Below are 20,338 nucleotides of genomic sequence, written 5' to 3'. Positions count from 1 at the left end.
CTTATTTATGTTTTTTACTGCGTGCACTGAATGGATACAAAAAAGAGACACAGCTCTCCCCTAATGGAAGTTTAGCTTGTGTCTCCGGTGGTCCGGCCGATACATGACTATTCTGATAAGATTACTAGGTTTTAATTTATCAGCATTCTTCTCATACGTCAATAGTTTTTTATATACAGCAGTCGATGTCGTATACTTTTGGGTCTCACCTTGGCAGATTGTGATCGTAATATTATTACTATAGGAAGTGCCTGTATCATTGGTTAGTTCTGCGGAAACCGTAACCGTATTGCCGGTGTTGTACCGAGCTTTATCGGTATAAACCCTTTTCACACATCTAAATATTCCTCCTTCAAAATTCGTAAAATGGTTGGTAAGCAAGGCATGCTTCCGGTATCCACTTTTCTCAAGCGCTGTGTCCTTACTCACCTCCTATTTCAAGACAAAACACCCCCCTAATCGATGCAATGAGAAAATTCCACTCGATTAAGGGGTACTCGTCTTCCATAAAATGAATTGAAATAAGTTATTGTACAAGCTCTACAACCACTAATGTCCATATAGAAAGGCACGGAACTGTTAATACGAGTGTTTTGCCTCGGTCCCTATCCTCTACTTCAACTTGAGCTTCCCGCGGCCTGCCCATCTCGTCATCTGGCGTCGAAATAAAGACCGATTTCAAATCCGATTCCAGCAAAATGGTAATAGAAAAATCTTTCTGCGGAATAGGTCTTTCCTTTCCCGTATTCCAATAATCGTCTGCTACACCACAGAGGTTAATCAGACTCAGCACTTTCAGTCCCGGCTTTTCTTTGACTAGCGTCCAAACCTTGTTCGCTTCACCATAAGTACTGTATGATCCCTTTTCGAATACATATTCAAGATTGTCGCCATCCACATGTGTCATCGAGACATCCCTTAACTCTGGGTCAAACAGGACAGTGGAATACCGGATTATGAAATCGTAATACAGGCGAATTTCCCGGAAGAAGGAGTCCGACAACGAAGTGTAATCGACATAATAGCCTTGGGTTAACACACCTTTATTTTCGCCCATAAGTAAATGGTAGCCACCGTTCGCCGAGATCACGGCTGTTAGAATTAAAGCAGCATAATTAGCGCGGTCTACACTCGCCTCGCCTTTTTCCATATAGGGCTTCAAATAAGCAGCTAGAATGACTGGCTTCCCACCGCCACTTTGCTGTGCACAGCGCAAGATTTGTACAATTTGATGATAGCGCTCATATGGCTTCCAAACCTCAATATAAATGACGTCCTGCTCAGCGCGAGCAACCGTGTCGACCGGCCAGTTGCCCACATTATTGAAGATAAGGCATAAGTCCTCCTTACTTCGCTGCAGCGTCATCCGAGTGTTATTGATCAGCACAGGGAAGTGTTCATCCAGCCTCACAATCTTATCCTCGTTAGTTAACTTTGAAATGGCGATCTTCGGTGAACCATAGGTATCCATGTGAATACCATCAAATTGCAGCTCCTCTATCGTTCGCTTATATTGCTCAATAATATGGTGATGCCATGGTGATTCCTCTGCTATATTCATTAAGTAAAAAATGCGAATAAAGTCGAGCACCTTGCCGTTGCTGCTATAAAGAGCCCAATCGGGGTGTTGCTCATAAAAATCTCGACTTGCCGCATACACAGCGCCATAGGCAATGGCCTTCATACCAAAGCTGTGACACAAAGCAATCTTCTCTTGAATCACCTTACGGCTGGACACCTTGCCCATCAAATCACTATAGACATCCTCATTAGCTACCAGATCATCATGACGATACATCCAATCGTAGAATTGTACGAGGTTGATATGAAGCTTGGTCATCTGCATGACATCTTCCCTGTCACCAGCCTCTTTCGGGTGAAAATCGCTAAGAAAGCCGTATCTTGGCGATTTCCTCCAGTTCGTAACCACATCGAAAGAGGTAGAACTCACCTGCAAACAATCATCATCTAGATACAAATAAACATCAACACCGTAGCCTTTGAAATCGACATCCTTTGGACTAATCGTCAAGTGAATGGTTTGCATGCCTGGACCTGAGCTTCCAATTGGATGACGAAAGACTTCAATATGTTGATTCAAGTCATAGATTCGTGCTTCCAATTCAACCTGACCGTCATCCAACGCATAAGGAAGATCTAACTCCACAGCAATGGTGATCGGTTGATTTCTTAGGAACTGTGGTTTTATCGGATAAACATCATGTACATATGGCTTCACTTTTCTCATCCCTTCAGTGCACCTGCCGTGATGCCTTTAATAAAATATTTTTGGAAAATAAGAAACGCAAGAACAGCTGGAGCAAGCCCGATCACCGCTGCAGCAGCCATTAAGTTCCACTGTGCGCCATATTTTTGAAAAAAAATGGAGATGGCTAGCGGTACGGTATGCATCGTCTGACTTTGCAGGAAAAAGACAGCCTGACCGTAATTGTTCCAGATCCCAAGTCCCGATAAAATCACAACCGCAGCGGTCACCGGCTTTACGAAATGAAAGGTTATGCGCCAAAACGCGGTAAAATAGGTGCATCCATCCATAATCGCAGATTCCTCAACCTCTCTAGGAAGCTGCTTAATAAAGCTAGCATAGAGAAAGACTGATAACGGCAAAGCAGTAGCGGCGGTAAGAAGAATCATTGCCCAATGCGTATTAATGCCGCCAATCGATTTCATCAAGGTGTATAGGGGAACCGTAATAATAATTGCGGGAATCATCATACAAAGCAAGAGAAGCTGAAATACAATCCGATTGAATCGACTGTTAAAACGGGCAATGGAATAGCCAGCTGCGCTTGCGAATAGGACAATAAGAGCCACGGAACCAATGGTAATAATCAGCGAATTCATAATGGCGTTGCCAATTTTGGAGATTTTCCAAGCGTTCACATAGTTAGCAAAATGAAAATCTGGCAGCAGGATGTTGCCATCAAAGAAGCTGCTGGATGGCGTGTTCAGCGATAAATACAACAGTGCATAGAATGGAATGAGGGATAAGAGTACCATGAGCGTTACGACGACATATCTGCCAAGCCTAAGGGTTGCGTTTCGCATTGCCTTCTCCTCACATCTCAATCTCTCTAGATTTCGTTAAACGCATGAAGATGAACACAGGAATCACAATCATGACAAATAAAATTACCGCCACTGCCGTTGAATACCCCGTGAAACTGCCATATAACATGCGCAAAATATAAATACTTAAAGATTCCGTACTGTAGCCTGGTCCTCCGTCCGTTAAAGCGACAATGATTTCGAATACACTCAAGGAGCCTATGATATTCGTTACGATATTAATCTTGATGGCCGGATACAGCAATGGAATCGTGATAGAGCGTAAGGTTGCAAAGTAGCCAGCTCCATCGATTTTGCTGGATTCATATAACTCTGCCGGTATGGATTGAAGCCCTGCCAGATAAATAATCATCGTCATACCAACGAACTGCCAAACGTTGACCATTACAAGTACCTTCAGAGCAGATGAACTATCGCCAAGCCAATTCGTGTTCATAAATCCTAGATTCATATTCTCCAAAATATGATAGAGGAAGCCTCTCCCCGGCTGTAAAATGAAATACCAGACATACCCCATAATTAATGGACTTATGACAGCTGGTAAATATACGATAGCTCTAACTACGCCCTTCCCCTTAAAATTCTGATCCAAGATAAGCGCATACACGAGTCCGAAAATATTAAGCAGCGGCGCACTTCCGAGCGCAAAAAAAAGTGTATTATACAGATCGTGCTTGGCTCTGTCATCATGAAAGAACTCTACGAAATTCTGCATCCCGACAAATTTGGCTTGTGTCACGCCGTTCCAATTCGTTAAGCTAATCCCTATCCCCTGTGTGAGTGGGTATATGAAGAACAACGCGAATAATAGGATTGCTGGTACAGCCATAAACTTGTGCAGATTGGTATTAATGGCGCGCAAGAGATACATAGCGATCCTCTCCTAAACCCGAATGTATGAACGGCTATTTAAAAAGGGAAGAGATCGGTGATCCTTCCCTTTTTCGCAGGTTCATTCTATTTACTTCGAAGCTTTCCAGCCTTTATCCCATGTCTCCTTGTAGGTTTTAGCAAAGTCAGCCGGTGTCTTATATTTGCCGGCAATCAATTCTTGCACCATGCGGCCTACATCATCGCCTGAGAAGCCGGAAGGGGTATCTGTGAAAGCAATGTTCACACCTGTTTTCAATGCTTCCGTTGCTTGATCTTGCAGCGGGCCCCAATCAGCTTTCACATCGGTGAAGGCGGAAGGTGATTTAATCGCTTCACTGTATGACTTTAGATTTTCGGCTTTGAAGAGGAAATCAAGGAATTTTTTAGCCTCTTCCGGATGCTTGGATGCGGAAGTGATCGCATATTTGGAATCCTCGGCGGATAATACAACTGGCTTCCCCCCATCTTGCAAAGCAGGGAACGGGCTGAAGCCAATATTTTTGGCAAAATCCGGATTAATCTTGAGCAGATCACCTAATACCCACATGCCTTGGCTGAACATAGCTGCTTTTCCGGCAACAAAATCCTCTTTTTCATTATCATAAGTAGCCGTCAATGCATCCGCATTGATCAACCCTTCATTCTTGAGCTCCATGATGCGAGCAGCGAACGTTTCCATACTGCCGCCAGGGGCATCAAACGCAAGCTTAGCCGAATCGTTATTAATAAATGCTTTGCGTGATTCATAAACACCATATTTCTGCTTGATGATGCCGTGAGCCATAAATTCGATCAAATGACCCATCGACCATGCTTCTTTACCAGGTAAGAACATCGGCACGACGCCTTTTTTCTTCTCTTTGATTGTTTTCAGGTTTGTTTTGAACTCATCCCAAGTGAGCGCTTCCTTTAATCCTAATTCAGAGAAGATTTGCTTGTTGTAAAATATACCGCCCATCGTAACTGTTGCTGCTGCTGAGAATTGCTTGCCAGTCTTAATATCCGTGTTCAAATCCTTGACAGCCGGCAGTACTCTTGACCAGAAGGCAGCGTTCGATAAGTCGAGATATTTTCCTTGATCAATGTAATCTTGGCTAACTACCGTAGTGATATCAGGTATATCGCCAGAAGCGAATTTGATCTTAATCACATTGCTGGCATCCTTCTGATATTCCTGCTCTACTTTGATACCTGGATTCTCTGTTTGAAACTTGGCGATCATTTGATTAACTAAATCTACGGTTTCTACTTTACCTGTCAAAAACTTCAGTGTGACAACTTCCTTCGGTTTCTCTGCTGGCTTTTCAGTTGATTTAGCCGGTTCGCTGCTTATGGTTGCCGATGGCTTTACCTCTTCCTTAGTTCCGCATCCTGCGGCAATACCCAAAACAACTGAGAAACACATGACCATGGATAGTGCTCTGTTCAACATGTTGTTTCCTCCCTTTTCGCTTATATATAAGAAAACTTTGCAACCAGTTCTTTCTATTTCATCATACTTTCGATCCACTCGTCCGTTAAGACCTCAATTTTCTTGATTGGAGTGCGGTTTTTTTAGAAGTGCTGATGTTACTGAACTTGATGTGATATATTGGGCATAGAGGGAGGTTATGGAATGAAGACATGGAGCATTAAGTTCAAGTTGTTAATCATGACTGGTCTATTAATTCTACTATCTGTGATCCTGGTTTCATTCGTCTCCTACCATCAGTACACCAAAGATTTTGAGAATCAGTCCACCGAAAGAGTTCAACAGATTATCGAGCAAGCTTCTCTGAACATCGACAATTACCTCGACGACTTATCGCGTTTATCAGTCGCCCCCTACCGAAATTCGGCTGTGATGGCTGCATTGGAAACCACTCAAACCGAATCGGAGATCGAACAACTCAAGAAAACTCGCACGATTGAAGATTTTCTTGATGAGATTATGATCATCCCAAGAAATGATATTCTGACTGTATTTGTACTAACGGATACGGCATACTCGAGCGGCAGGGTGCAGACTAACATCGATTCAAAGGTCGATTTTCACAACTTCGATTGGTATAAGGAAGCGCTTTTAACGCAGGAATCTATCTTCGTCCCCGCTCATTTGCAGCAAATTATTAAGAATCCGAGGAATAAGGTCTTCTCGATCGTAAGGCAGTTACGCAGTACCAAAGATACGGAGAAAATTATCGGCATTATTAAGGTGGATGCGAATTACAGCGGTATTGAAGCCATTGGCAATAAAGTGAACATGGGCAGTAAAGGCGGGCTTTTCATAGTGGATGCAGATCATAATCTTATTTTTTCCAATGTCAAAGGCGGTCATGAGCTGGATCTATATCAAACCATGCAGAAAACCAGCCAATCCAAGACGACGATCCGTTTGGATAATGAGAACTATCTGTTGAACGCGACTCCCATTTCACGAGCTAATTGGACTGTTGTTGCCGTAAACTCCCTTGCCGAACTCAATCACAATGCCATCAAAACAAGAAATATTGCTTTTTTAATGGCGATTATTAGCTCCTTTCTCGCTATTCTCGTCTATTTCTTCTTTATCAAAAGATACCTCAATCCGCTGCTAACCATCGTGAAGCTGATGAAAGAAATTGAGCATGGTAATTTATCTGTCACCTTCCCTAACCAAAGATATGATGAGATAGGCTACCTAGGGTCCTCGTTTAATGGGATGGTTCACCGTATTCAAGTGATGCTTGAAGAGAACACAAAGCTTGTCAGCGAAGTGTATGAGGCAAATTTTCTGCAAAAGGAAGCACAAATCAAAGCATTGTTCAACCAGATTAGGCCTCATTTTATTTTCAACACACTCAATATGATCTCTCTTCTGATGCAGAGTGGCAAAGAGGAGCAAGCCGTAGATCAAATCAATAAGCTTAGTTCCCTCCTAAGGGGGATGACAACCTGGGATAAAGAAATCACGATTGGGCAAGAAATCAGTCTACTGGAGGCTTACCTCGGCATTCAAAGCAGCAGATTCGACGGAAGGCTGGCATACACGATTACTATTGCTAATTCGCTTAAAGGTTATTATATACCTGCGCTTCTCCTGCAACCTGCCGTTGAGAATGCCGTTATTCATGGGTGCGAGATGAAGAAAGAGAAAACGGTCATTCATATTAATAGTGATGAAGATGACACTAATCTCTATTTCTATGTTCGAGATAATGGAAAAGGGATAGATGCCGATAAACTAGTTAAGCTGCGGGAACGTGTGGAATCGTTGGTTTATAACGAGGATCTCCAAGGTTTACATCATAGTGCAGGTACAGGAGTCGGTCTGGTCAATGTAAATAAGCGGATCAAGCTGAAGTATGGGACGGAGTATGGATTGAAGATTGATAGTACGCCGGAAGTTGGCACATGCGTCACTATCATTTTACCCAAATTAGACGCTAGAAGGGAGAAGCAGCATGTATAAAATGCTCGTGGTCGACGATGAGTCGCTTACTAGAGATTATCTGAAGCTAACTATTCCGAAGATCAATGCCCAATGGGAGGTCGTGCATGTCGCCTCGGATGGCAAGGAAGCGCTCGAGCTTCTTGATCAACATGCTGTTGATTTAATCCTCACCGATATTAAAATGCCCGTCATGGACGGACTCACTTTATGTAGAATTGTCTCTCAAAAGTCTCCTCGACCGAGAACGATCATCCTATCTGGCCATGATGAATTTAGCTTTGCTAGGGAAGCTATTACTTATGGTGTTAATGAATATGTTCTGAAGCCCATTGTAAAAGATGAGCTCCGCGTCGTCCTCGAACGTATTACGCAAGATTTGGATAAAGAGAAAAGTCAGCTCCTTACCCAGCATTCAATGCTTATACTCTCTGAGGATTCCAAAAACCACGTGGTCAAAAACTTCCTTAAGGCAGTCATCGAAGACAGCAATGCAGAGATCAAAGTACTCTACCCGCTTCTCTTCCGTCTTAAGGTGAGCTTAATCGAGTCTGAAGGTAATCTGATGATCCTCTCTTTGGATGAAGATATGATCCTTAGAAAATCTATTCCGTTCGCTGATATTCCTGTATTTAAATATATTTTGCAACAGATTGCGACGGAAATAGTGGAGGAAGGGCGTGTATTCTACGATTCGGAAGAAAATACAATTATACTTGTAACCGGTGAGAACCAAGATGACCTGATTGAACAATGCCGACTGATTCATGCCAAAGTAGCTGACGCTCTCTATAAGAGTACGGGGATTACGATCACCGGTGCTATTGGTACTTGTGTGAACGACGTACTTCGCTTGAACTCCTCTTACCGCAAAGCGCATAAGATGCTAATAAGCCGTCTGATATATGGCGGTAACTCCTGCTTCTCCTTCTGTGGTGAGAGTAAGGCTATGCCTTCCATTCTAGAACTGGATAAAGCATTGAAGGCCATTCAAGCAGGATTGCTTGATAGTAATGAGACCAACTACATGGTTTCTGTCAGGCATTATGCGGAGCTTATGGACAGTTACCATCTTCCCGTTGTTTACCGGTATGGCGTTCATTTAATTCGATGCATAGCAGCCATGAATCCTAATTTCACAGATGAAGGGATCCAAGCTGCTCAGACGATCCTCAGGAAGCTGGAAAACTTCACTCTTCAGGAACCATCCAAGGAAGAAGTGCTGCTTATCTTTTATGAAATTCTCAAATCCTTCAACCTGCATGCCATGCCGAGGCCCACTAATGACAACGAGCATGACCTTGTAGCTAAGGCTAAGGAATACATCTATTCGCACTACGCGGAACCCATCTCTCTCGCTATTATTGCAGATACTATAGGCGTCTCGGCTAGTTACTTGAGCAATGTATTTCATAAGAGCGTGAACGAATCTTATATTAAATTTTTAACAAGAGTGCGCATGGAGCAAGCTGCCAAGCTACTGAGAGCAAGACCTGCTGAGAAAATTGTAGAAGTCTCGGACAAAGTAGGATACGTAAGCGTCAAGCATTTTTCCCATGTTTTCAAGCAGCACTTCCACATGCCCCCTGGAGAGTATCAAGAAAAGCAAGCTACCGCGTTTAAAGCATAGCAAAACCGTCAACGCATCCGTCATAGAAGAAAGGGCAAATTAGTTTGCCCTTCTCCGTTTATTGCTATTATTTTAGGTCCCGCAAAAAGTTTGGTAAGCACAGGCTGATGGCTCAGGCAAAGTAGCAAACTCAGCCTGTTCAGGTGTGTGCGCGAAAGGGCTCGAAAGAGCAGCAAGAAGTCGCTCCATCACGCTATAGTCTCCATGTTCGACCGCGGCTTCGAGTGCTTCTTCTACCCTGTGGTTTCGCGGGATGATCGCAGGATTGCTGGTACGCATTAGTTGTTGCGAATCGGCTTGGTTTTCTTGCTGTCTGCCTAGTCTCGCCTGCCATTGCTCCTGCCATGAAGCAAATTCCGGCGAGCTAAACAGAACTGTGTCTTCCAGCTTATTGGAAGTGAAGGCTACGAATGTATTCGTATAGTCCGCATTATACTTCTCCATTATGCTAAGCAGGCCATCGACAAGTGCAAGATCCTCTTCCTCTTCGCCAAAAATCCCTAGCTTCGCTCTCATTCCCCCGAGCCATGTTTGCTGATAAGCCGTGGAGAACTCGGACAATGCACCTTCGGCTAACTTGATTGCCCGTTCTTGGTCGGTATGAAGCAGCGGCAAAAGGGTCTCCGCAAATCTCGCGAGATTCCATACGGCAATTCGCGGCTGATTACCATACGCATAGCGGCCATGCGTGTCAATGGAGCTGAAAACCGTGGCTGGATCATAGGCATCCATGAAAGCGCAAGGACCATAATCAATGGTTTCTCCGCTAATGGCCATATTGTCGGTGTTCATCACCCCGTGTATAAAGCCAACGAGCTGCCATTTGGCAATGAGATTAGCCTGACGCTTGATCACTTCCTGAAGGAAGTGAAGGTAGCGATTCTCACTCCCGTTCTCACTTGCGGCCACTTCTGGATAGTGTCTTTGCAGTGTGTAATCCGCAAGGGCTTGGATATCCTCGGCTGTGCCATATTGTGCGGCATATTGAAAGGTCCCAACGCGTATATGACTAGCAGCTATTCGTGTTAGAACTGCTCCTTGTTGCTCGGTTTCGCGGTAAATGACATCACCGGTTGTAACCACAGCTAGGCTGCGAGTGGTAGGAATACCAAGACCGACCATAGCTTCGCTGATGATATATTCACGCAGCATCGGCCCGAGGCCAGCTCGACCATCGCCTCGACGGGAGTATGGCGTTCTTCCTGAGCCTTTTAGCTGAATATCCAACCGCTCTCCATTAGGCGTAATCTGTTCGCCAAGCAAGATAGCCCGGCCGTCCCCTAACATGTTAAAATGTCCGAATTGATGCGCCGCATAGGCCTGAGCAAGCGGTAATGCGCCTTCGGGAATCTGGTTGCCAGCAAGAATGGCCACACCTTCATCGTTTTGTAACGCATCGGCGTTAAGCCCCAGATTTGCTGCCAATGGACCATTAAGTATGACCAGCTTCGTTGCGTGTCCAGGTGTTGGGTCAACCTTCGTAAAGAAGGATTGCGGCAAACGTGCATAACTGTTGTCAAAGTTCCATCCTGTATCTTGTGTGGCTGGGTTTTCTGTCATTGTAGCTCCTTTTTGTATACTCATTTTCATCTTCGTTTTTTACATCATACACCTATATTATACCCTTTTCACATCGATGGACACCAATTACATGCCAAAAAGAGCCTACTCAACGTAGGCTCTCAATTTGGGACGAACGTTTATTATTCTTCGTAAATAACGACTGATTTGGTCTCGTCTTCCCATTTAACCGTTGCTTTCAATGATTCGCTAATGAAACGAACCGGTACGACCGTATTGCCTTCAACGATCGTTGCAGGAACCTCTAAAATAACTTCTTTATCGTTTACCAAAGCCTTCGTGCTGTCGATAAATAGCTTCACACTAACACCGTCGCGTGTAACTGTTACCGAACGCTCTTCTGCGTCCCACTTCACTTCAGCTTTTAACGCCTCCGAAATGGCACGGAATGGCACCAAAGTGCTGCCATCTTTTATGAATGGATTCACTTCCAAAGTTGGCTCCTCACCATTTACGTATAAGAAAACACCTTTTTTCCCTAGCTTATGATAAAGCTTAGTTAGCTTTTTATAGGAATTGATGTTTTTAAGGTTTACTTTCACTGCTTCCTTTTGAACATAAACCGCATCTGTTACACTTCCCTGCTCGTCCAATACGTCAGCGACAGCAGATAGCGCAGCATCTCTATCCTTAATTAAATCAAGTTCAGCTTTCAATTCATCACTAATATGGGCACCGTAGTTAGTCAAAAGAAGCTCAGCAATCACAGCACCAGCTGGCTTATCCTTGACATTTTCTATAGCGTTCAGAAGACCTTTATAACCGTTTTTACCATTACCATACGTATTGGAAGTAACAGTTGCATCCGTTCCATCCACTTTCACATTGATTTTTACGCCTGTTTTTGACGTATCTGGTTTATCTGGGTTGTTGCCATTCTCGGATTTGGCGAATGCCGATCCAGCCATAAGGCTAGTTGCAACGATGCAGGAAGCTGTAATCATCCATGTTTTTTTCATTTTCATAATAATGACTCCTTTTTTATGTATCTTTTTATGTCACTTTATCACTCTCTTAGTTATTCGGTAGACTTCCTGATTTTGGATGGGTCGTAGTAAAAAAAGGTCGAACAAGGATCTCTCCTCGCTCAACCTTTTACCCTATCCTTCCGTAGCACGTTTCCAGCATGCTTCCGCGATACTTTTCAAAACCAAGGCCTGTTCCCACCGACTGGATAGTTCCTTGCCATCCGCCCCTGTGAGCGCATAAGGCGCAGGTCCAAGCTCGCAGACGAAAGGCAGCACATCGCCCGGCTTAGCTCCCTGCAGCCAATAGCGCATCGCTTGGGTCCACCATTTTTCAAAGCGCTCAAGGATCGCATCGGAGTAGCCAGCATCCACTTGTATTTGCTCACCTGAAGAAATGCGGCTATGAATCGCGGACGTGCGCTGCAGCACGGTTTCGAATAATAGCTCTGCTTTTTCTTGCTCCAACATCATTTCCCCAGCCAACACATAATGGGAGATATCTAGTGTAAAACGCAGATCAGGCAGCGCTTGGGCGTATTGCACGGTGCGGATCAAGTCTTGTGTAATTTTGCCGCGGTGCGTCTCTACATAAAATGGGATCCTATGCGTAGCAGACACAGCAACGAGTCCACGCAACAGCTCCATTGCCTCTTCGCCAATCACAAAAGAGTCGGCCACCTGCCCGTTCACGTAAAGCATTTCCATATCAGCTGCATGCTGAAAATGACTTGTTAAGTCACCCGCTCTATATGGGAAACAATGAGAGCCAAAGCTGAGACTGTATTGCTGCAGTAACCTTTTCCACTCATCCCTCGTATCTACCTCTGGCACTCTAGCTAGGATCCCAGTAAAGCCCGCACCTGCGATACGCTCGAACTTTTCCTCTAGTGGAAGCTCAGTTCCATCTTCCCCCAGACACATCATAGCCCACATGGATTGATGAATTTCAAGTCGCGGTGGGCGATTAGAGCCATCATTAATACGGGCATTATCGAATTTTGCCACCATCAGCGTTAGTATCCTCCCAGGCTTCCTGCCGGTTTATTTTTATTGAGGTCACCATGCGCCTCCATGTACACAGCGCGTTTCTTCATCGTTCGATCCGCCTCTTCCTGTGCCGCACGCGCATCGCCGCCATGGACATCTTCAATCATCCAACGCTGTCCAAAGCCTGCATGCACAACTTCATCTGCCCAGTCAAAATCCTGAAACGTCGTCATCAGCGGATCCTTCGCGACATCTCGGCAAAACTCCCACTCCTCACGTTTACCAGGCGGATACTTCATCGCCGCTTTCTCAATAGCGATCGTCAAATGCGAGTAAGCCTCGGTGCCCTCAAACAGCTGTGCCGTCATATCGTACCACCCCGTCCAGTTGGGGAATTGATACACATCATACCCCTTCGCTCGGAGCGCTGCCTCACCAAACCAGCTGTGGCGAACCTCATCCCACATATGCCTAGCCGTATCGCGATAGAAATGCCAGGGCTTGCCTTCTGTTGTGAAATGGACATACGCCACGCCCTCTGCTGGAGACATCTCGAAATACCTCGCCAGCATCATCGTCAAGAATCGTCCTTCCTCGTTGTCTGGGATGGAAAAACCTTGCATTTTCACAACTTGTGACTGAAAACGACTGTCTCGTACACTCCTTTTCGGCATGGCGAAAGGCTCAGTTGTGATCCTAACAGCTGGATCCACTGGGACCCTTTCTTCCCACCCAGTAATACCGCCAGCTGCTGCTAGCAGTTGCTCCACATACATTCTCCAGTGCCTCGCTTGTTCCTTCTCAGCTTCCGAGGCAGTTAGCAAAAGATGCTGCAGCGCTCCGTGCCCCCAATCCATTTGCTCCTCGCGGTCGATGAGCTGGTGCTTCATGATATGGAGCGTAGGTTCATCAACGAGAGGCTGCGCTTTACCCTTATAGGCATGAATCGCAGCGATTTGTGCCGGTTTCACGACTTCAAAAAGTGCCGTCAACAAGCCTAATGTTGTCGCTGAATTCAGCACCGTTTGCATGAGCTCGTTCAGCGACGCATCTGGGCATTTGTCGAATGCCACGGTGCTCATCCGGAGCTGCTTAATCCGATTGCGGAATTGATCGTGGTGCTCCGCATCCTGCGAGCTTAAGCGCGCAAGTGCTCCTTTTATTTCATATTCAGGTCTAGCCGCCATATGAGCGGCCTCGATCCGCATGAGTTGACGATCTACATAGGCAATTCGTTGTAATGTTTTCGCTGATTCCTCTACTGACATCCCAATACGATCCCAATCCTTGATTCCCATGAATGGATGCAACATAAGTACCCCTCCAGTTTATTTGCACTATTTCGTTTACTCATAAAATAATCATAGTGCCATTTACTATTAATATACATGCATTGAATAACATGAAAATTTGCACTAAAGCACATAATCTTTAGGATCCACTTAGGGTTACTTTGCAGAAAGTGAACGTCATGTTGCCATTGATTCTTCCGCTGATGCTCGCTCGATTGTTTAGATTATTTTAATAACTAAGTAAGCGCCTGTTTAGATATAGGACTTATAATAGGGAGAGAGTGAGTAAATAATCGGGGGTCAAGTATGAGTAAAAAGCTAGGTATGATCTCGATCATCATCATTATTGGGGTAGCATCCGCTTAAATTTAGCGTTCTATTCCGTTATTTACCATGTACATCTCACTCACACATCCCCTGTTTAAAATGAGAAAAAAGTTAGCCAGAGCAGCTCTGGCTAACCTTACTTGTTTGCTATGTTTGCGCTACTCAGTACCAGCTTGTAAACACCGATGAAGTTCCATACGTCAGCGGGATTGCAGCGCCAATCATCACAATTGGCCCCCACCAAGTAAATAGCGAGACACCCGCAACTAGGCTGATGACGATCATCGCTGGTAGGACAAGGATGGGCATCGCCCTCTGAATCGCTTGGTGCTTCATCGTATCTTGAATCGGGAATAGTGACAGAAACGGCGCCTTCAGCTCATCCTTGCAAAACGATTTCCGCCAGAAGACCAGTAGGACTGCCGCAAGAATCCAGACGAGAATTTTAATCGCGCCAGGCAAAATAAACAGAGCTCCGCTAACCACGACAACGAACTGTATCGACTGTCGCCATTGTAAACCATTTCGGAAATAGGATTTTACTAATAGCTCAGCAATACCAGTGCCGGCTCCTTTGCCTTTGAGCAACCGTTTCGATCTACTGAATAAAAGCGGGTACCTGCGTGTCGGCTTTCTTTTGCGCTCCATCACACGAATTAACATCAAGGAGACGATACGCATCCGCGCATCTCGCTCTCTTGCGATATCCGCGAAGAAGGAGCCTTTTTCACGCAGCCGCGTCCGGGTTAGAAGTATGAATGTTACTAGCCCAAGCCCTATCGCTGCCCAACTATAGAAGATTCCATCCGTGATCTCTGTAACTAACAGTTGGAATAGGAAGAATCCGCCCGCAAATATGACAATACGAAACACCCAAAGCATGAACCTCTGGAATCGAAGTGCAAGCAATTGACGAACTAGTCCAATATTCAGCTTAACTACATAAGTCAGTAACCAGAAGCACACGACTTGTACTACGCTATATGTATATACAGGCACTAATAATGGCAGGAAAAGGAGCGTTGCCAACATCGAAGTGACGGCCTGCAGCACCACCGAATAACGATAGCCGAGATGCATCAGATGTCGAAACCAGCCTTCATTTTGCCGGAGAAACAACTGATCTCCCTCTTCCACAAAATAACGCAGCGTACCCATCCATGTGAAAATGTAGAAAAGTGTTGCCACCGTATGTATCGATATCCCGCTTAACCAAGCTGGCGGCGTCATATACCACGCATAATAGTGATAACCTGCCACGATCAACAGGGGAATGACAAAATAAATCGCAATGACCCAATCGACGGCCATGCGTAAGGCACGGTATTGGAATTTGATATCCGAACGAACTCTTCGTGCAAAAACCTGAAAGCTGCTGTTCAAACCGCTGTCGCCCCCTCTCATAATAAGGAATGGAAGCAGTCGAACAAGGTAGCTTCTGGCATGTCGCATTGTTTTTGGATGTCTTGCAGTGTACCGTTCGCAACCAATCTGCCACCCGAAAGCAGCACAAATGAACTGCAAATCCGCTCCGCCGTATCTAATACATGGGTACTCATCAGAATGCCCGCGCCACGCTTCCGTTCCTCTTCCAGCATCCCCAAGAAATCCTTAATCGCCTTCGGATCTAGGCCAATGAAGGGCTCGTCCACGATGTACACATCGGGTTTATTCAAAAATCCGAGAATGAGCATGATCTTCTGCTGCATGCCTTTGGAGAATTTCCCAGGCAATTGATGCTTCTCATCGAGTAAACGGAACCGATGCAGCAGGTCATCTGCTCTCTCCAGGAACACTGTTCGATCCAGTTCATAAACCGAAGCTGCGAATTCCATATGCTCCCACAGCGTCAATTCATCATATAGAATCGGGTGCTCGGGAATATACGCGTAGCTTTTGCTTTCACCCATGAAGGAGATTTTGCCTTTAAAATCCTTCAGTAACCCGAGGATGCTCTTGATTGTCGTGCTTTTGCCAGCGCCGTTCGGACCTAACAATCCCACGAGCTCGCCTTGCCTTACCGTAAAATGAATCCCCTTAATAATATCCGGCACCTCATCGTAACCGGCCTGTTCAATATGAATATCTAATACAGCTAACTGTTCGTCTGACATTTCGTGACTTCCTTTCCATCCTTATCGTGCATCAGGTACACTTTGCCAACATCGTATCATGAAAGTTTGCCCAAAGTATGAAGGTTGGATAAAAAAATAAAAAACCTCTATCGCGGCCACCCGAAAATGAGCGACAGCGTTTAGAGGTAGCTATTACAATTTGGGTTAGATCAGGGTGAAACCTAACATGAAATAATTAGTACCATCTCAAAGCGACAGGCAGAACTTGGATAAACAAAACAAGGTTCGTTAAGCGTTTCATCATCGTATTCACCCTTTCAAAAAGACAGAAAACGCCTATCCTGTGGTAGGATAGGCGCCATTGCCTCGAATATTAGTTGCACATCGTCGTGCGGTTAATATTATTATACGAGGCGATCGTTTACATGTCAATTATAATGACATGAATATTTATACTCGCTTCTTAAAGCTGATACACAGGAAATTACGTCATGTAACCTAACACAAACAATTACACAACTCACTACGAGGTGCTTTCCCCTTGCACACTGTAACTATTGATAATGGCCGCCGCAAAGTCTACGCGGTTGTTCCGAAAAAAGTGATACAACCTGCGAGCTTCAGGAGACTCTTCGTCATAACGCGCAAAGTTGAAAAAGTCATCGTCGACCCACCCCTCACTCCGAAGGTTTTCGATGGATTCCGCAATTCTATTAGGGATGATTGGTTTCAGGATTGTTGTCATATGACCACTCCATTCACTAGAATCTTTCAATCTAGTAAAAGGATGCCCAAATCCAGCAAAAATTAAACTAACATACCGATCTCCCTTAGAACTCTGAATAGCTAGATACCGATTTCACAGGCAATGTTACCGTTATCGCACCGCCAACTACTGCTATGTCTGTTAACTTGGCGAGATCCTCAGTAGCACTTGTTCGTCTACCAGAAACATTGGCCATCGTCAGGCCGCTGATCGTCGTCGTGATCGCAGAAGAGCTGTTGTTAATCAGCACGACGGATGCTCGGCCTGTGCTGTTTTTCCCGCTAACCTCATTCACAGTAGCGGATTTCATCTGCTCTCACCTACGCAATCTATTTGTCTTATGTGTTTATTATAGGTTTTAGGGTGTAGGACCAACAATGAGGGCGGATGTCGATTTACTGCAGTAAAAGTCTTTTTGTGGGGGGATGGGGGCTAGCGCAGGCGCGAAAAGCAAAAAAGAGCTGCCCTCAAGCAGCTCTAAAGCTACTGAAGGACAACTCTTTTTACAGATAAACATTAACAAAGCTTACCAGAACAACTCGCCATGCCCGAGCAACCGAGAAAGACCCTCTACGAAATAGTAATCACCATAGATGAGTGGAACATCGACGTTCTTGCCTTCTGGGTAGTGGCTTGTGCCATGCGTAACCAGACCTTCTTCGGATTCGGAATCCCACGCGCCGTAGTTGGTGTAGAGCGAGTGCAGAATCCGCTCACCCGCTTCACGGTAGAGTAAGGCCTCTTGGCTGCTCACTTGCTCTGCGATCAGGAGCAAACCACAAGCCGCACACGCGCCTGCCGAGGAGTCGCGGTACGCCGGAATGCCATCTGGCAACCGGAAATCCCAATGTGGCACATGGTCCTCCGGCAGGTTCGCCAAGAAGAAGTGCGCGGCACGCTTCGCTGCCTGCAAATACTTCTCATCGCCTGTGTATTTATAGCTCAGGCTCATCCCGTAGATCGCCCACGCGGTTCCACGCGACCAGGCCGATTCCGGCGCAAAGCCTTGCCCACCGTTCACCGAAAGCTTCTCTCCAGTGGCAGGATCAAAAATCACAATATGGTTCACCGATCCATCCGGACGGATAAAGTGATCAACCGCCATGTCGGCATGCCTGACGGCGATTTCTTTGAAGCGCGGATCACCCGTGGTCAGCGCTGCCCAGTGCAGCAAGGGCAGGTTCATCATGCAGTCAATGATGGCCCAGCCAGCATTATCCTCGCCTTCGCGCCATGGATTCCAAGCGCGTATGTAGCTTCCCTTCACGTTGAAACGCGCAGCTAGCAGATTCGCTGCCAACAAGGCGCGGCGCTTGGAGTCATCTGAGCCAAGCAGCTTGTAGCGGGCAACACTTGTCAGCGTCCACATAAAGCCGATATCATGATCCAGACGATAGTAGTCGGTTATAACTTGATCGAGCTGTTGTTCACAGGACTCTGCCAGTTGCTTAAGCCCCTCATCCTTCGTGTCTCGGTACAATAGCCATAGCAACCCTGGCCAGAAACCAGCGGTCCACCAATAAGCAGGCTCCAGCTTATATTCGCCATCCACACTTGCATGTGGGAAGCCATCACCAATTCGCTTGCTGGTTTTGCCTACTTTTGCTACCGTTTGTGCCCAAGCTTCCTGAGCCCACTCTTTCTGAATTGTCATCGGAGACACTCCTCATCAGGTTAGTTGAAACGTTTAACCTATTATATCACCTGGCTTTGAGAAATGCTCAACCTGTTTAAACTTGGTTATCCTGTTATATCTACAACGACAACTCCCACGCATCCAAGCTTTCCAACTTTGCTTCCCCATTCCGAGCAAACAGCTTGATGCCAAGACTGTCTCCCTTTGGATAAATCCGATTCGTTAACGTCTTGAGCCCGTTATTCGCGAACAGCTCCACCGAAGTTCGATCCAAGAACAGATGAAGCCGAATACTTCCGTCTTCCAGCGGTTCCACAATAACTTCACTCACACCCGCTTCACCTGAACCGGCGCGCGTACGATCAACGCGGAGTATACGCTCCGCTACCGAGTAAGAAACTTCCGTGTTCTCGGTGCCATCCGCTGAGCAGCGAACGAGAAGTCCAAACACTGCCTCAGCGCCAGATTCCTTCGTATTAAACACGACAATCAGCTCTAGCTGGTCGCCTTGAACATTCTCCAATGAAACAATCGCATCAGCTGGAATCCTTTGTCGATCGACGCTCTCCTTGCCATTCCGCAGCGCCGCCAATTCGGCCACAGGCTGCATCCGCAGCGTGCCATCCTCAGCAAGTGTCAGCTCACGCGGCAAGGTAAAAGCCCCCATCCAGCCATCTGCCTGCTCAGGCATCTGGGCTCCCCAAATGTTCATCCACCCCATGAGGATGCGCCTTCCCTGTCCGTCCACCAATGTTTGCGGTGCATAGAAATCGAACCCATAGTCCAGCCTCTCAGCGTAACGGCAATCGAATTCCCCCGTCTCATAGCTTAGCTTACCTGTTAGGTACATGGTCTTGGTTGCGCCCATATTCATCGGGGAAATAATCAACACATGCTCATCACCTAGCGGGAATACATCAGGGCACTCCCACATATCCCCCATCGTTCCATTGCTCTCCGCCGCAACCCCGAGATAGCGCCATGCCAGCAAATCAGAGGACGTGTACATCAACGCTTTGCCCAAGCCATCCTTTCCGTAACCGACAACCATGTACCACTGACCGTCATGCTGCCAAACCTTCGGATCGCGAAAGCCGACCCCGCCTTCTTCCGGTGCGCCCCCAATAACAGGATTAGTTCCTGATTTATAAAAAGTTACCCCATCCGTACTAGTTGCAAGACACTGAACCTCTGTCGGTGTGCGCCCATCCACATGGCCTGTGTAGACGACTGTCAATACCCCGTTATCATCGACTGCACTACCCGACCAACAGCCATACCCACCTGTTTCACCGCTGTCGTATTCTTCCGAAGGCGCCAACGCGATGGGAAGATGCTCCCAGCGCACCAAATCCTTGCTTTTGGCATGACCCCAGTGCATCGGCCCCCATTTCGGCTCAAACGGATAATGCTGATAAAACACGTGATACTCCCCGCTCCAATAAATGAGCCCGTTCGGATCATTCATCCAGCCCGCTAGTGGCATGAGATGATAGCCAAGCCTAAATCCATCTTCCGTAACCGACTTGGCGGCTTGCTCCAATGCTTGATTCGCTTGTTCCACACGTTCCATGTGGCGCTTATTCCTTTCTATTCCTAGCTGATGACTCATCTGAGAACCTCCTCCATCCAACTGAAAGAAAGCCAATCAAGTACTTCTATAGCAAAACTATATCATGCCCGAAAATAAAATGCTTGATTTTC

17 protein-coding genes are annotated in these 20,338 nt (G+C 46.0%); 2 read left to right on the top strand and 15 right to left on the bottom strand.

Features of this window, described 5'->3' with window-relative positions:
• Positions 1–60: 60 nt before the first annotated feature.
• The 5 genes from AC58PQ_RS16280 to AC58PQ_RS16260 form a co-directional block, all read right to left on the bottom strand.
• A complete protein-coding gene (locus AC58PQ_RS16280) occupies positions 61–333 on the bottom strand; it encodes a hypothetical protein (RefSeq protein WP_497243218.1) in 273 nt (90 codons plus the stop codon).
• Between the two features lie 193 nt (positions 334–526).
• Positions 527–2,248, bottom strand: a complete 1,722-nt coding sequence (locus tag AC58PQ_RS16275) for a glycoside hydrolase family 66 protein (RefSeq protein WP_497243216.1) — start codon at positions 2,246–2,248, stop codon at positions 527–529.
• Complete coding sequence (locus AC58PQ_RS16270) at positions 2,245–3,069, bottom strand: carbohydrate ABC transporter permease (RefSeq protein ID WP_497243214.1); 825 nt, start codon at positions 3,067–3,069, stop codon at positions 2,245–2,247. Before AC58PQ_RS16270 ends, AC58PQ_RS16275 begins: the two co-directional genes overlap by 4 nt.
• A 10-nt stretch (positions 3,070–3,079) precedes the next feature.
• Positions 3,080–3,961, bottom strand: a complete 882-nt coding sequence (locus AC58PQ_RS16265; protein ID WP_497243212.1) for a carbohydrate ABC transporter permease — start codon at positions 3,959–3,961, stop codon at positions 3,080–3,082.
• A 90-nt stretch (positions 3,962–4,051) separates the two neighbouring features.
• Positions 4,052–5,395 (bottom strand): ABC transporter substrate-binding protein, encoded by a 1,344-nt coding sequence (locus AC58PQ_RS16260; protein WP_497243210.1) that lies wholly within the window; start codon positions 5,393–5,395, stop codon positions 4,052–4,054.
• Positions 5,396–5,578: 183 nt separating this feature from the next.
• Here AC58PQ_RS16260 and AC58PQ_RS16255 point away from each other — a divergent pair, with 183 nt between their 5' ends.
• Positions 5,579–7,393, top strand: a complete 1,815-nt coding sequence (locus AC58PQ_RS16255) for a sensor histidine kinase (protein WP_497243208.1) — start codon at positions 5,579–5,581, stop codon at positions 7,391–7,393.
• Positions 7,386–9,002 (top strand): response regulator transcription factor, encoded by a 1,617-nt coding sequence (locus tag AC58PQ_RS16250; protein ID WP_497243205.1) that lies wholly within the window; start codon positions 7,386–7,388, stop codon positions 9,000–9,002. Before AC58PQ_RS16255 ends, AC58PQ_RS16250 begins: the two co-directional genes overlap by 8 nt.
• A gap of 72 nt (positions 9,003–9,074) precedes the next feature.
• Here the strand turns inward: AC58PQ_RS16250 and AC58PQ_RS16245 are convergent, their stop codons facing one another.
• The 10 genes from AC58PQ_RS16245 to AC58PQ_RS16200 form a co-directional block, all read right to left on the bottom strand.
• A complete protein-coding gene (locus AC58PQ_RS16245; protein WP_497243203.1) occupies positions 9,075–10,562 on the bottom strand; it encodes a protein adenylyltransferase SelO in 1,488 nt (495 codons plus the stop codon).
• Positions 10,563–10,705: 143 nt separating this feature from the next.
• A complete protein-coding gene (locus AC58PQ_RS16240; protein ID WP_497243286.1) occupies positions 10,706–11,542 on the bottom strand; it encodes a copper amine oxidase N-terminal domain-containing protein in 837 nt (278 codons plus the stop codon).
• Between the two features lie 141 nt (positions 11,543–11,683).
• Complete coding sequence (locus AC58PQ_RS16235; RefSeq protein WP_497243201.1) at positions 11,684–12,559, bottom strand: sugar phosphate isomerase/epimerase family protein; 876 nt, start codon at positions 12,557–12,559, stop codon at positions 11,684–11,686.
• Between the two features lie 5 nt (positions 12,560–12,564).
• Entirely contained in the window at positions 12,565–13,851 is a 1,287-nt protein-coding gene (locus tag AC58PQ_RS16230) for a hypothetical protein (RefSeq protein ID WP_497243199.1), read from the bottom strand.
• A gap of 468 nt (positions 13,852–14,319) precedes the next feature.
• A complete protein-coding gene (locus AC58PQ_RS16225; RefSeq protein WP_497243197.1) occupies positions 14,320–15,540 on the bottom strand; it encodes an ABC transporter permease in 1,221 nt (406 codons plus the stop codon).
• 17 nt (positions 15,541–15,557) lie between these two features.
• Positions 15,558–16,271: an ABC transporter ATP-binding protein gene (locus AC58PQ_RS16220; protein WP_497243195.1), complete on the bottom strand. Its 714-nt coding sequence runs from the start codon at positions 16,269–16,271 to the stop codon at positions 15,558–15,560.
• Between the two features lie 484 nt (positions 16,272–16,755).
• Positions 16,756–16,977, bottom strand: a complete 222-nt coding sequence (locus tag AC58PQ_RS16215; RefSeq protein WP_497243193.1) for a hypothetical protein — start codon at positions 16,975–16,977, stop codon at positions 16,756–16,758.
• An 85-nt stretch (positions 16,978–17,062) separates the two neighbouring features.
• Positions 17,063–17,308 carry a hypothetical protein gene (locus AC58PQ_RS16210; protein WP_497243191.1) on the bottom strand — a complete coding sequence of 82 codons (246 nt, stop codon included), beginning with the start codon at positions 17,306–17,308 and terminating at the stop codon, positions 17,063–17,065.
• Positions 17,309–17,524: 216 nt separating this feature from the next.
• Positions 17,525–18,652 carry a glycoside hydrolase family 88 protein gene (locus tag AC58PQ_RS16205; protein ID WP_497243284.1) on the bottom strand — a complete coding sequence of 376 codons (1,128 nt, stop codon included), beginning with the start codon at positions 18,650–18,652 and terminating at the stop codon, positions 17,525–17,527.
• Positions 18,653–18,752: 100 nt separating this feature from the next.
• Positions 18,753–20,246, bottom strand: a complete 1,494-nt coding sequence (locus tag AC58PQ_RS16200; RefSeq protein WP_497243189.1) for a glycoside hydrolase family 32 protein — start codon at positions 20,244–20,246, stop codon at positions 18,753–18,755.
• Between the last annotated feature and the right edge of the window lie 92 nt (positions 20,247–20,338).

This window comes from Paenibacillus sp. J22P143 (genome assembly GCF_059692035.1).
Note: the sequence above shows the minus strand (reverse complement) of the source record. Positions and strands in the feature narration are given on the sequence as shown.